Annotated in this window: 13 protein-coding genes and 1 tRNA gene; 6 read left to right on the top strand and 8 right to left on the bottom strand. The window is 63.8% G+C overall.

The features are described from left to right. Positions 1 to 19 precede the first annotated feature (19 nt). From R2676_RS03400 to R2676_RS03415, 4 genes are all read right to left on the bottom strand, one after another. Entirely contained in the window at positions 20 to 613 is a 594-nt protein-coding gene (locus R2676_RS03400; protein ID WP_012436452.1) for a MarC family protein, read from the bottom strand. 12 nt (positions 614 to 625) lie between these two features. Then, on the bottom strand, positions 626 to 1,492 hold the full coding sequence (locus R2676_RS03405; RefSeq protein WP_102066860.1) for a 2OG-Fe(II) oxygenase: 867 nt from the start codon (positions 1,490 to 1,492) through the stop codon (positions 626 to 628). A gap of 66 nt (positions 1,493 to 1,558) precedes the next feature. Then, positions 1,559 to 2,320, bottom strand: coding sequence for a lytic transglycosylase domain-containing protein (locus tag R2676_RS03410; RefSeq protein ID WP_206272201.1), 762 nt, complete (start codon positions 2,318 to 2,320; stop codon positions 1,559 to 1,561). Positions 2,321 to 2,342: 22 nt separating this feature from the next. Beyond that, on the bottom strand, positions 2,343 to 4,067 hold the full coding sequence (locus R2676_RS03415) for a proline--tRNA ligase (RefSeq protein WP_206272202.1): 1,725 nt from the start codon (positions 4,065 to 4,067) through the stop codon (positions 2,343 to 2,345). 220 nt (positions 4,068 to 4,287) lie between these two features. Between R2676_RS03415 and R2676_RS03420 the strand changes: the two genes are divergently transcribed. Further along, positions 4,288 to 4,995 carry an RNA pyrophosphohydrolase gene (locus R2676_RS03420; protein WP_206272203.1) on the top strand — a complete coding sequence of 236 codons (708 nt, stop codon included), beginning with the start codon at positions 4,288 to 4,290 and terminating at the stop codon, positions 4,993 to 4,995. Positions 4,996 to 5,000: 5 nt separating this feature from the next. Then, positions 5,001 to 5,633, top strand: coding sequence for a CNP1-like family protein (locus tag R2676_RS03425; RefSeq protein WP_206272204.1), 633 nt, complete (start codon positions 5,001 to 5,003; stop codon positions 5,631 to 5,633). Between the two features lie 94 nt (positions 5,634 to 5,727). Here R2676_RS03425 and proB read toward each other — a convergent pair whose 3' ends face one another. The 4 genes from proB to rplU form a co-directional block, all read right to left on the bottom strand. After that, the gene (gene proB, locus R2676_RS03430) at positions 5,728 to 6,852 is read right to left on the bottom strand and encodes a glutamate 5-kinase (RefSeq protein ID WP_206272205.1); all 1,125 of its coding nucleotides are present in this window, start codon (positions 6,850 to 6,852) and stop codon (positions 5,728 to 5,730) included. A gap of 33 nt (positions 6,853 to 6,885) precedes the next feature. Next, entirely contained in the window at positions 6,886 to 7,980 is a 1,095-nt protein-coding gene (gene obgE, locus R2676_RS03435) for a GTPase ObgE (protein ID WP_027680331.1), read from the bottom strand. Between the two features lie 196 nt (positions 7,981 to 8,176). Continuing rightward, positions 8,177 to 8,437 carry a 50S ribosomal protein L27 gene (gene rpmA, locus R2676_RS03440; RefSeq protein WP_009241587.1) on the bottom strand — a complete coding sequence of 87 codons (261 nt, stop codon included), beginning with the start codon at positions 8,435 to 8,437 and terminating at the stop codon, positions 8,177 to 8,179. A gap of 37 nt (positions 8,438 to 8,474) precedes the next feature. Beyond that, a complete protein-coding gene (gene rplU / locus R2676_RS03445) occupies positions 8,475 to 8,786 on the bottom strand; it encodes a 50S ribosomal protein L21 (RefSeq protein WP_004633023.1) in 312 nt (103 codons plus the stop codon). A 332-nt stretch (positions 8,787 to 9,118) separates the two neighbouring features. Between rplU and ispB the strand changes: the two genes are divergently transcribed. The 4 genes from ispB to pilB all read left to right on the top strand — a co-directional run bounded on the left by ispB (position 9,119) and on the right by pilB (position 13,583). Then, positions 9,119 to 10,048 carry an octaprenyl diphosphate synthase gene (gene ispB / locus R2676_RS03450; RefSeq protein ID WP_050775659.1) on the top strand — a complete coding sequence of 310 codons (930 nt, stop codon included), beginning with the start codon at positions 9,119 to 9,121 and terminating at the stop codon, positions 10,046 to 10,048. A 26-nt stretch (positions 10,049 to 10,074) separates the two neighbouring features. Further along, positions 10,075 to 10,151 (top strand) — tRNA-Pro (locus R2676_RS03455). Positions 10,152 to 10,321: 170 nt separating this feature from the next. Further along, the gene (locus R2676_RS03460) at positions 10,322 to 11,596 is read left to right on the top strand and encodes an HlyC/CorC family transporter (RefSeq protein ID WP_206272206.1); all 1,275 of its coding nucleotides are present in this window, start codon (positions 10,322 to 10,324) and stop codon (positions 11,594 to 11,596) included. A gap of 259 nt (positions 11,597 to 11,855) precedes the next feature. Continuing rightward, entirely contained in the window at positions 11,856 to 13,583 is a 1,728-nt protein-coding gene (pilB, locus tag R2676_RS03465) for a type IV-A pilus assembly ATPase PilB (protein WP_206272207.1), read from the top strand. The last annotated feature ends 5 nt before the right edge of the window (positions 13,584 to 13,588 follow it).

The raw sequence follows: 13,588 nt of genomic DNA on the forward strand, positions 1-13,588 counted from the left end.
TTTGTTGCCCGCGCATGGTTCAGAGTTGATGCGCGAAGGTACGGATGCCCTTCAGGAGCATCTCCACCGAGATCGCCACCAGGATCAGCCCCATCAGCCGCTCGAACGCCATCACCGTGCGCTCCCCCACGAGGCGCTGGATATGCGTGGCGCTCAGCAACACCACCGCGCACACGGCCATCGTCGCGCATAGCGAGCCGACCCAGGTCCACATGCGCCCGGGCGCCTGCGACACCAGCAGCATCACCGTGGCCATCGCCGACGGCCCCGCGATGGCCGGAATCGCCAGCGGCACGATGAAGGGCTCGCCCGTGGGCTGCGACTCGGCAGCGCCTTCACGCGGAAAGATCATCCGCAGCGCGATTAGGAAGAGCACGATGCCGCCTGCAATCTGCAGCGACATGTCGGTCAGGCTCATCATGCGCAGAAAGCTCTCGCCGAAGAACATGAAGACGAGCAGCAGCACGAACGCAATGCCGACCTCGCGCAGCACGACGCGGTTGCGGCGCTCGGGGGCGACCGGCCGCAGCGCCGAGATGAAGATCGGAATGTTGCCGAGCGGATCGGTGATCAGCACCAGCAGGACGGTCGCCGAGAGAAACGTGTATTCCATCGCCGACGTCGATCAGGCGCCGCGACGATAGGGACGTTCACGCAGCCATTTGGTGGCGATCCACTTCTCGCCGCGCTCGACCGGCAGGCCGGCGTGCAGCGTGTCTTCATCCAGCGTGCCGTCGGGCCGCTTGTAGACGAAGAAGACGGCGTTGCCCTTGACCGGCGCCACCTCCAGCCCGAGCTTCGGAAAGCCCGTCGCGCCGCCCGCCTGCACGCTGTTGAGGTAGATGACCATGGTCGCCACGCGCTGACCGCCGACTTCAAGCTGGCGCGCCTCGCCGCTGCGCCCCGGGTTGAAGAAATCGAAGTGCGGCTGATATTCGCCACCGGGCTGGTAGTTCAGCACCTGGAAGCCCTCGCCGTGCTCAACTGGCACGCCCACGGCCTGCGCGATGCGCGCTTCGATCTTGGCGATCAGCGGATGCTCGCCGACCTGGAACATCCCGCCCTGGCTTGTCCGGGCCGAGATCAGGTTTTCCTCGCCCGTATCCGGGTTCACGACGGGTGAACGCTTGAGGCGATTGCGCCCGATCGCGATCAGCTCGTCACACTCCTGGTCCGACAGAAAGTGCTGGAACAGCACGATGCGCGGCGTCTCGATTGCGAACAGGATCGGAATGTCGCCATCGGCGGTATGCACGGCATTGCTGTTTTCGACCGCCTGATCGGCAGCCGGCGTCGGCGCGGGCGCCACCACGGGGGCGGGTGCGCGAGCAGTCAGCGCCTCATCGACGACACGGCGCGCGAAGGCGCGGTCATAGCCGGATTGCACCATCGAAGCCACCAGGGATTCGGCCTCGAAACCTTCGGTCACGTGACGCTGCAGCCAGTCGCGCAGCGCGTCAGACATGGTCGCGTACGGTTGGGTGGTGGACATGCGGGATGGAGATGCAGGCGAGCGAGAGATGGCCCTATTGTAGGCCGACCGCCCGCCGACTGAAGATCACGAACCGCCCGCCGGACCGCCAGCAATACGCAGCGGCGAGAACGGATTGCGCGCCGGCACTTCCGGCAACGCTTTGGCACGCGGTGCGGGCTCGGAAGGCTCGGCAGGCACCGGCGCCGACACCGTCATCGCACTCGACTCCTGATATTGCCAGCGCTTCCACGCAGCAAGCACGGCATTCGGATACTGCGGCTGGCCACGGCTACCGTTGTAGCGGCCCAGCGCCAGATAAAGATTGCCGCCTTCCATGTCGAGGTAATGACGCAGGATCGTGCAGCCGTAGCGCAGGTTGCTCTGCAGATGGAAGAGCTTGCGGGAGTCGTTGTCGCCGATGCTGCGCGTCCAGAACGGCATGACCTGCATCAGGCCCATCGCACCGGCGCTGCTGATGGCGTATTTGCGAAAGCCGCTTTCCACCTGGATAAGCCCGAGCACCAGCGCCGGGTCCAGGCCAGCGCGCTTGGCCTCGTAATACGCCGTCTCGATCAGTTCGACGCGTACCGACGCCTGCGGAATCTTGCCCGACATGCGCACCGACATCTCGGCCAGCCAGCGCAGGTAGCCGAGTTGCTCGTCGTTATTGGCGAATACCGGACGCAGCGGGCGGCTATCGGCCACCGCAGCAGACAATGCGCTGCGCACGGAGTCCGCCAGATATTCCTCTTTCTGGGCGCCTGCCCACGCCGCCTGCGTGCCTGCGAGCAACGTCCACGCGCACAGCGCAGTGGCGATCCGGCGGGCAGAGAACAAGCGGCGCATGCAGGTCGGTCCTGTTGTTGCGTTATTGCGCGAGACGCGCCTTCAGCGTGGCCAGCACGTCGGCCGGTGCCACGGCGGTCGCGGCTTCGTCGCGGCGGCCCTGGAATTCCAGCTTGCCTTCCTTCAGGCCGCGGTCACCCACCACCACCCGGAACGGCACGCCGATCAGTTCCCAGTCGGCAAACATCGCGCCGGGGCGCTCGCCGCGGTCGTCCAGCATCACGTCGATGCCGGCGGCAACGAGTTCGGCGTGCAGGCGGTCGGCTTCTTCTCGCACGGCGTCGGAGCGGTCGTAGCCCACGGGGCAGATCACCACCTGGAACGGCGCGATCGACGCCGGCCAGATGATCCCGCGCGCATCGTAGTTCTGCTCGATGGCCGCACCCAGGATGCGTGTGATGCCGATGCCGTAGCAGCCCATCACCATCGGCTGCGTCTTGCCGTTTTCATCGAGGAACGTCGCGTTCATCGCCTCGGAGTAGCGCGTGCCCAGCATGAAGACGTGACCGACTTCGATGCCGCGGCAGATCGCCAGCGTGCCCTTGCCGTCCGGCGAGGGGTCGCCGGCCACCACGTTGCGCAGGTCGTAGACTTCGGGCTCGGGCAGGTCACGGCCCCAGTTCACGCCCGTGAAGTGGTAATCCTCTTCGTTGGCGCCGACCACGAAATCGCTCATGGCAGCCGCCGTGCGATCGGCCACCACCTTCACGGGCACCTTGGTGCCGATCGGGCCGAGATAGCCAGGGCGCGTGCCGAATGCGCGCAGGATTTCGCCTTCGGTGGCAAAGCGGAAGTCGGCCAGGCCGGGCACCTTCGATGCCTTGACCTCGTTGAGTTCATGGTCACCGCGCAGCAGCAGCAGCCAGATCTGGGGCTCGCCGCCCTCGACTTCGGTGGCCAGCACGATGGACTTGATCGTGCGCTGCAGCGGAATCCCCAGTTGCTCGGCAACCGCCTCGCACTTGGAGCGACCAGGCGTATGCGTCTTGGTGAGCGCCTCGGCGGCGGCACCACGCGGTGCGGCCGGAGCGACGGCTTCCGCGGCCTCGATGTTGGCGGCGTAGTCCGAATCCGGGCAATAGATGATGGCGTCTTCGCCCGTGTCGGCAATCACGTGGAATTCGTGCGAGCCCGACCCGCCGATGGCGCCGTTATCGGCCGCCACGGCACGGAATTCCAGGCCGAAGCGCTGGAAGATGCGCGTGTAGGCGTCGTACATCTTTTGATACGACACCTTCAAGCCTTCGGCGTCGCGGTCGAAGGAGTACGCATCCTTCATCGTGAATTCGCGGCCGCGCATGATGCCGAAACGCGGACGGCGCTCGTCACGGAACTTTGTTTGGATCTGGTAGAAATTGACCGGCAGCTGCTTGTACGAGCGGATTTCGGTGCGGGCGATGTCGGTCACCACCTCCTCCGACGTCGGCTGCATGACGAAGTCGCGCTCGTGGCGGTCCTTGAAGCGCAGCAGTTCGTCGCCCATCTTGTCCCAGCGGCCGGTCTCCTGCCACAGCTCGCCCGGCTGCACGACCGGCATCAGCACTTCCACGGCGCCGGCGGCGTTCATTTCCTCGCGCACGATCTGCTCGACCTTGCGGATCACGCGCAGACCCACGGGCATATACGTATAGAGGCCCGCGCCGAGCTTCTTGATCATGCCGGCACGCATCATCAATTTGTGCGAGACGATCTCCGCGTCAGCGGGCGCTTCCTTGAGCGTGGAAATGAAGAATTGGGACGCTTTCATGCGACTGACAATAAGGGATGACGCGGCCAACCAAAGCCGCGAAAACAAGGGCAAAAGCCACCGGAATCAGGAGATGAGACGAGGCGCCAGGCGCACATTCGCGCAATGAGCACCCCTCCCCCAGGAGGCGCGAGTGAGCGGCAACATTTCGGCTTCTGTGACAGCCGAGCGACGGGCCGCTCTATAATCGGCGTAATTCTAAAGTATTCGAGGTGCAGTCATGCTCGATCGTGAAGGCTTCCGCCCGAACGTCGGCATCATCCTCATCAACGCAAGAAACGAGGTGTTCTGGGGCAAGCGCATTGGCGAGCACTCCTGGCAGTTTCCACAAGGCGGCATCAAGTACGGCGAAACGCCCGAACAAGCGATGTTCCGCGAACTGCACGAAGAAGTCGGCCTGTTGCCAGAACACGTCCGGATCGTCGGTCGCACGCGCGACTGGCTGCGGTATGAGGTGCCGGACAAGTTCATCCGCCGCGAAATACGCGGCCACTATCGGGGCCAGAAACAGATCTGGTTCCTGCTGCGCATGGTCGGTCGCGACTGCGACATCCAGCTGCGCGCCACCGAGCATCCGGAGTTCGATGCGTGGCGGTGGAGCCAATACTGGGTGCCGCTCGAGGCCGTCATTGAGTTCAAGCGCGAGGTGTATCAGCTGGCGCTGTCGGAGCTTTCGCGCTTCGTGCAGCGTCAGACCCGCGCGCCGCTCTCGCCCTATGGGCGCGGCGGCCAGCACCGCGAGCGCGACGGACGTGATGGGCGCGATAGCCGTGAGCGTTCCGGCCATGGTGGCCGGAACGAGCAGCACGCCCAGCCGGCCCTGACCGTCACCACCACCACGACGGTCATCGTCGAGACGGTGAGCGTATCCGCGCCGGCCCACTCCTCTCCCAACCCTGACGACACGGCTTCCAAGGACAATTCGTGAATCTGATGACGACGACACGTGGAGCGCACCGCGCTCTCGTGCCGCTCGCGCTGGCGGCTGCGCTGGCGCTGACGGCATGTGGCCATAACCGCACCGGCGACCTCGAAGACCGGCTGTTGATGGACCCGTTCAACGACAAGCCCTTCAAGGAAGACGCTGTCACGTTCCCGGCGCCGCCGGTCGACCGTGATGCCGTGCCGTTCGATGTGGGCGGCCGCGATGACTCGCCACTGCGCTTTGCGATCGATCCGAAATCGGTGTCGATCGGCAAGGACAACGTGGTGCGCTACACCGTGCTGATCACCAGCAAGACCGGCGCGCGCAACGTGAACTACGAAGGCCTGCGCTGCGACACGGCGGAACGACGCATCTACGCGACATTGCGCAACGACTCCAACCAGTGGGTCGGCAACCGCGCGGTCGACATGAACGAAACGGCGAATGCCGAATCGGCAAGCATGAACGCCTACAAGCCCGCGACGGATTGGCAGCGCGTTGGCAATGGCGGGCCGACGGACTATGCGTCGGCGCTGATGCGCTCGTACTTCTGCGACGTGCGGTCCGTTGCCGGCGACGGGAAAGCGTCGACGCTGGTGCGCCGTCTCGGCGGCCAGGGGGCGAGATATTACGGGCCCTGAGCGGTACGCACCGGCGTGCGCTATGCGCCCCCAAGCACAAAGGCCAACCTCGCGAGGTTGGCCTTTTGTTTTGCATGCTCGCTGAACGGCGGGATCAGAGGAGCACCAGGTTATCCCGGTGCACCAACTCCGCAGCGCTGACGTAGCCCAGCACCGCCTCGATCTCAGACGATGCCTTGCGCGCGATCAGCCGCGCCTCGGCCGACGAATAGTTCGTCAGCCCGCGCGCCACTTCACGGCCCGCCGCGTCCACGCAAGAAATCACCTCGCCGCGCGCGAATTCGCCCTGCACTTCCGTCACGCCGATCGGCAGCAACGACTTGCCGCCGGCCGTGAGCTTCTCCACCGCACCGGCATCCAGCACCACGCGACCGCGCAGCTGCAGGTGGTCGATCATCCACTGCTTGCGCGCCGCCATCCGCCCCGTCGGGGCGCGGAGTTGCGTGCCAATGGCCTCGCCGCTCGCCAGCCGTGCAAGCACATCAGGCTCGCGACCGGACGCGATGATAGTGTGCGCGCCCGACTTGGCCGCACGCTTGGCCGCAAGAATCTTCGTCAGCATGCCGCCCTTGCCGATGCTCGAACCGGCCCCGCCGGCCATCTGTTCAAGGTCGGGCGTGCCGGCTTGCGCTTCGTCGACAAACCGGGCGCCAGGCTCCTTGCGCGGGTCGGCCGTATACAAGCCGCGCTGGTCTGTCAGGATGATGAGCGCATCCCCTTCGATCAGGTTGGTGACGAGCGCGCCCAGCGTGTCGTTGTCGCCGAACTTGATTTCATCGGTGACGACCGTGTCGTTCTCGTTGATGATCGGCACGACACCGAGGCTCAGCAGCGTGAGCAGCGTGGAACGTGCATTGAGATAGCGCTCGCGATCGGCCAGGTCACCATGCGTGAGCAGCACCTGCGCCGTGCGAATGCTGTGCCGCGCGAACTCGGATTCGTACACCTGCGCGAGCCCCATCTGCCCGACAGCGGCGGCGGCTTGCAGCTCGTGGATTTCCTTCGGGCGCTTGGCCCAGCCCAAGCGCTGCATGCCCTCGGCGATGGCACCGGAGCTGACCAACACGACTTCCTTGCCTGCCGCCCGTAACGCCGCGATCTGCGCAGCCCAGCGGGCAATGGCAGCCTGGTCGAGGCCACGGCCGTCGTTGGTAACCAGGCTGGAACCGACCTTGACGACAAGGCGGCGCGCATCGGCAATCAGCGAATGCAGGGCCATGGTGGGCGTGTCTCCGAAGGATGTTTGTTGTGTTTACGCTTGATCGTCGTGGTCGACGTTGTGCAGGCTCGGGTCCAGACGCTGGTCGGGCGCGGCGGCCGCGGCATCTTCTTCGGCGCGCAGCTCGTCGAGGTATTCCTGGATCGCGTGGACAAGCGCTTGCGTGCCATCGTGCGTCAACGCAGAAATGCGGTGCACCGGGCCCTTCCACTTGAAGCGCTTCACGAAGTCCTTTACGCGCGCTTCGCGTTCGTCCTCGGGCACCATGTCGAGCTTGTTGAGCACGAGCCAGCGCGGCTTGTCGAAGAGTTCAGCGTCGTATTTCTTCAGCTCGCCGACAATCGCCTTGGCTTCGGCCACCGGGTCGACGCTCTCGTCGAACGGGGCAAGATCGACCACATGCAGCAGCACGCGCGTGCGTTGCAGGTGCCGCAAGAACTGATGCCCCAGACCGGCGCCTTCCGCTGCGCCCTCGATCAGGCCAGGAATGTCGGCCACCACGAACGACTTCGACGGGCCTGTACGGACCACACCCAGATTCGGGTGCAGCGTCGTGAACGGGTAGTCCGCAATCTTCGGGCGTGCGTTGGAAATGGCGGTGATCAGCGTCGACTTGCCGGCATTCGGCATGCCGAGCAGACCCACGTCGGCCAGCACCTTCAACTCCAGGCGCAGGTTGCGGCGCTCACCGGCCTTGCCGTCGGTCTTCTGGCGCGGCGCACGGTTGGTGCTCGACTTGAAATGGATGTTGCCCCAGCCGCCTTCGCCGCCCTGCGCCAGGCACAGGCGCTGGCCGTCGACGGTCAGATCGGCGATCAACTCTTCCGTGTCGGCATCGTAAATGGCCGTGCCCACAGGCATGCGCAGCGTGATGTCGTCGCCTGCAGCGCCGTAGCAGTCGGCACCACGGCCGTTTTCGCCGTTGCGCGCGAGATGCTTCTTGGCAAAGCGGTAGTCAATCAGGGTGTTGATGTTGCGGTCAGCCACGGCCCAGACGCTGCCGCCCCGCCCACCGTCGCCGCCGTCCGGCCCGCCGAACGGGACGAATTTCTCGCGGCGCATCGAGGCGCTGCCGTTGCCGCCGTCACCAGCGATCACTTCAATCCGGGCTTCGTCGATGAACTTCATGGAGGTCTCCGCCCGTGCGGCGTGCGCACGGCAGGTAAAAAAGAAATCGGCGCCACTCGCGCCATTGCTAACAAAACGCGCCTGGAAACACGCGCCAAGACGCAGCGTACCGCCCAGGATCAGGGTCGCGTTTTGTTAGCAGCCAGAAACGAAAAAGCCCCGCACGGGTGCGGGGCCTTTCTACTACAAGGCTGAATCAGGCCGCCGGAACAACGTCGACGAACTGCTTCTTGCCTTCGCCGCGGGTGGCGAACTTCACGTGGCCATCGACCAGCGCGAAGAGGGTGTGGTCCTTGCCCATGCCCACGTTCACACCAGCGTGCGTGCGGGTGCCGCGTTGGCGAACGATGATGCCGCCAGCGTTGATGGCTTGGCCGCCGTACACCTTCACGCCCAGGCGCTTCGACTCGGAATCGCGGCCGTTCCGTGTGGAACCGCCGCCTTTTTTCTGTGCCATGACTGAACTCCTATCCGGTTACGTAGACGACGCAGCCTTAGGCCACGATCGAGTCGATACGCAACTCGGTGTAATTTTGACGATGCCCTTGGCGCTTTTGATAGTGCTTACGACGGCGCATCTTGAAGATGTGCACTTTGTCGTGACGACCGTGGGAGATGACGGTGGCTTTGACGGCAGCCCCGCTCACCAGCGGCGCACCAACCTTGAGTTGGTCGCCGGCGCCCACTGCGAGCACCTGGTCAAGCGTGATTTCTGCGCCAACGTCCGCCGGTATCTGTTCTACTTTCAGTTTTTCGCCAGCAGCAACCTTGTATTGCTTACCGCCGGTTTTTACGACCGCGTACATTGTCGGACCTCGATAAAAGAACTAAAACGTGACTCTTGTGCCACTCGCAGCCCACTTGCGCGGACAACGGGCACAGAGAACTCGCAATTATACAAGAAAAACCCAAGCAAATCAAAGACTAATCGCCTGATGGGGTGCGGCGCCCGCGCAACGGGCCGCCACAGCAAGCGTGGGGCGCCGCGCCCCGGGCAAACCCCCTGCTTGCTCTATAATCTCGCGGTTTTTGCGCAGCAACGATTGCGCGCAAGTCGACTATCAGCCACACGTTTCTGCCGGAATTCGCCTTGACCCAAACCTCCGCCTCCGTCCTGCTCGCCCCTGTCGCTGAAGACATGCGCGCCGTCGATGCCGTGATCCGCCGCCGCCTGGGCTCGGAGGTGGTGCTGATCAACCAGATCGGCGAGTACATCATCAGCGCCGGCGGCAAGCGACTGCGCCCTGTGATTCTGTTGCTGGTGGCGAATGCGCTCGGTTACAAGGGCGAGCATCAGCACGAACTGGCTGCCGTGGTCGAGTTCATCCACACCGCCACGCTCCTGCACGACGACGTGGTCGACGAATCCGACCTGCGCCGCGGCCGCAAGACCGCCAACGCGGTATTTGGCAACGCAGCGAGCGTGCTGGTGGGCGACTTCCTGTATTCGCGCGCCTTCCAGATGATGGTGCAGGCCAACAGCATGCGCATCATGCAGATCCTGGCCGACGCGACCAACATCATCTCCGAGGGCGAAGTTCTGCAGTTGCTGAACATGCACGATCCGGACGTGACGGAAGAGCGCTACCTGCAGGTCATCCGCTACAAGACCGCCAAGCTGTTCGAAGCCGCCGCCCAGATCGGCGCAGTGCTCTCGGGCGCCGACGCCGCGACCGAAGAAGCCGCGGCTGAATACGGCCGCCGCATCGGCACCGCGTTCCAGATTGTCGACGACCTGCTCGACTACACGTCCACCGCCGACCAGATGGGCAAGAACGCTGGCGACGACCTGCGCGAAGGTAAGCCGACGCTGCCGCTCATCCATCTGCTATCGAATGGCACGGAAGAACAGCGCGCGCTGGTGCGCCAGGCCATCGAGCAAGGCGGCACGGAACATTTCGACGCCATCTTCGCGGCCATCCAGGCTTCCGGCGCGCTGGAGTACACGCGCCAGGCCGCCGAGCGCGAAGCCGCTGCCGCCGAAGCAGCAGCAAACGCATTACCCCCTTCCCTTTTCCGTCAGACGCTGATAGACTTGTGTGCTTTCTCGCTGCAACGTCAGTCCTGACACGCACGAGATCTGCGAAGAAGCATCGGGGTGTAGCTTAGCCTGGTAGAGCGCTACGTTCGGGACGTAGAGGCCGGAGGTTCGAATCCTCTCACCCCGACCAGAAATTCCCTTGTCGATCAAGGACATCAAGCCCAGCAAATTGCTGGGCTTTTTTGTTTCTGAACGACCATCTGAGGGAGCCTGCGTTAGCGGCATGCGCAACGGCTGCCCGCATCGGCGCGTCAAACCCCTCTGTTATAGTGGGCACTTCGCCGCCTCTCTTCTCCTGCCTTGGACTCTTGGCCGCTCTGGGCACAAATCGGCGCCGTCGTGCTGCTGTTGTGCTGCTCCGCCTTCTTCTCGATTTCCGAAACCGCGATGATGGCCCTCAATCGCCATCGCCTGCGGCATCTTGCCAAGTCCAACGTATCGGGCGCGCGCAATACGCAGCAGTTGCTCGGTCAGACTGACAAGCTGCTCTCGCTCATCCTGATCGGCAACAACCTGATCAACACCGCCGTGCCGGTGCTGATCACCACCTTGGCAATCCACTACTTCGGCAACAACGGAACGACGCTGTCGATTGCCACGGCCATCGTCGCGTTTCTGATCATCGTGTTCGCCGAGATCGCCCCGAAGATCGTGGGCGCGACCTACCCCGAACGCGTTGCGTTTCCCGCCAGTTTCATCATCAAGCCGCTGATGCAGGTTTCGACGCCGCTGGTCGCGGTGGTCAACGCGTTTGCCATGGGGGTGCTGCGGCTGGTGCGCATCAATACGCGCAAGGCGCCGGAACAACGCATGTCGACCGAGGAACTGCGCACGCTGGTCTTGGAATCGGGCAACTTCATCCCGCACAAGCACCGCAGCATCCTGCTCAACCTGTTCGATCTGGACGCCATCACCGTGGACGACGTGATGACGCCGCGCGCGCGGGTGGAGTCGCTCGACCTGTCGCGCCCGATTGAAGAGGTCATCCAGCAGCTCGAAACCTGCTATCACAACAAGCTGCCCGTGTTTGAGCAGGACAGCGATCAGGTGATCGGCATCCTGCACGTGCGCAAGGCGCTGTCGCTGCTGGGGCACACCGAACTTACGCACGACGATTTCCGCCACCTGCTGGCCGAGCCGTACTTCGTCCCGAGCGGCACGCCCGTTTTCCGCCAACTACAGTATTTTCAGGAGAACCGCCGCCGCATCGCCCTGATCGTCAACGAGTACGGCGACATGCTGGGGCTGGTCACGCTCGAAGACATCATTGAAGAGATGATCGGCGAGTTCACCACCACGCTGCCCAACGCCGGCAAGCTGGCCTGGGACAAGGAAGGCACCTATCTTGCGGATGCGGGAATGTCGTTGCGAGACCTGAACCGCCGACTGGGGCTGAGTTTGCCGACGGACGGTCCGAAGACGCTCAACGGGTTGCTGCTGGAAGTGCTGGAAGAGATTCCGGAGGCGACGGTCAGCGTGAAGATTGCGAACTGCGTGATGGATATCGTCCAGATGGACAGCCAGTCGATCCGCACGGTACGGCTGCATCAGCCGCCGCAACCCAAGCGTAGTTGACGCCACACTCAGGTCGGGACGCTTCAGTTGGAGCGCTTTTCTGCCGATGTGGCACAAATGCAAGCTGCGCTTTGATGTGCGCTTTACAAATGCAGGGGCGGTCGGCAAACTGCCCCGGTTCCGGGCACCACCCCCCACGAATGGGTGGGGTACCGGCTGCAGAACATAGAACAATCGCCTTGGGGGGCGAGCGAGCGTTGGAGGCAGTGGGGCCCGGCGCGCGCTGAAATGGTCAGCTTCAGCCTGACGGACTGGACTCATGACACTCGGACTCGCTCTAGCGCAGAGCCGGCGGATCGCGCCGACGTTACTCACTCAGCTCGAACAGAGCGCGCGTGAAAAACGCACGCAGTTGATCGACGAACTGGTGGGCAGCGGGATCATGAGTGCGCACGACCTCGCCGTGTTCGTGGCCGGCAAGTACCAGATGCCGCTGCTCGACCTTGCGCAATACAAGCTCGACACCGTGCCGGCCGTGCTGTCTGCCAACAAGCACTTCGCCCAGCTGCGCCTGTTGCCGCTGGGCCGGCGCGAAAACCGCCTCATCCTCGCCACGTCGGACCCGAGCGACCCGAAGCCGATCGAAGAGCTGCGTCAGAAGATGAACGTGGCCATCGAAACGGTCGTCGTCGAGCATGACAAGCTCGTGCGCCAGCTGAGCCTCGCCAACGAGGCACCGGCCGAGATCAAGTCGCTCTTCCCCAAGCAGGAAGCCACGCAGATCGAGTACGACCCGGGCGCCGCAGCCGCCACGCGTCGCACCACGCCCGACGGCATCGACGATGCGCCCGTGGTGCGGTTCCTGCAGAAGCTCTTTACCGAAGCCCTGCTGCGCGGCGCGTCGGACTTGCATTTCGAGCCGTTTGAAACGTTTTACCGCGTGCGTTTCCGCATCGACGGCATCCTCGCGCAGGTCGCGCAGCCGCCGCTGGATATCCGCGACAAGATCGCCACCCGCATCAAGGTGCTTTCGCGCCTGGACATCTCGGAAAAGCGCGTGCCGCAAGACGGCCGCATGAAGCTGCTCATCACTGTCCCGAAAGACCGCAAGGACAAGGACAACAAAGAGACGATCGAACGCGCCATCGACTTCCGGGTGTCGACGCTGCCGACGCTGTTCGGCGAGAAGATCGTGATCCGGATTCTGGAGTCGTCCACCGAGCGGCTCGATATCGACCAGCTCGGCTACGAGCCCGAGCAAAAGCAGCTGCTGCTGGACGTGATCAAGCGTCCGTACGGGATGGTGCTGGTGACCGGCCCGACGGGCTCAGGCAAAACGGTGTCGCTGTACACGTTCCTGAACCGGCTGAACCAGGGCGACATCAATATCTCCACAGCCGAAGACCCGGCGGAAATCCAGTTGCCGGGCATCAACCAGGTCAACGTGAACGACAAGGCGGGGCTGACCTTTGCAGCGGCGCTGAAGTCGTTCCTGCGGCAGGATCCGGACATCATCATGGTGGGCGAAATCCGGGATCTGGAAACGGCCGATATCTCGATCAAGGCTGCGCAGACCGGTCACTTGGTGTTTTCGACGCTGCACACGAACGACGCGCCGACCACCTTGACCCGCCTGATGAACATGGGCGTGGCGCCGTTCAACATCGCGTCGTCGGTGCTGCTGATCACGGCGCAGCGCTTGGCGCGACGGCTGTGCAGGGAATGCAAGAAGCCCGGTCCGCTGCCCAAGGAAACGCTGCTCGACGCAGGTTTCACCGAAGCCGACCTCGACGGCTCGTGGCAGCCGTATCACCCGGTCGGTTGCGAGGTCTGCAACGGCAGCGGTTACAAGGGCCGGGTCGGCATCTACCAGGTCATGCCGATTACCGAGGCGATCCAGGAAATCATTCTCACGCACGGCACGGCGCTGCAGATCGCCGAGCAGGCGCGCAAGGAAGGGGTGCTGTCGCTGCGCGAATCGGGCTTGCGAAAAGTGAAGCAGGGGCTGACTTCCCTAGAGGAAGTGCTGGCCACCACGAACCAATAACCTTC

Source organism: Ralstonia flatus (assembly GCF_958439105.1).
Classification (GTDB): Bacteria; Pseudomonadota; Gammaproteobacteria; order Burkholderiales; family Burkholderiaceae; genus Ralstonia; species Ralstonia flatus.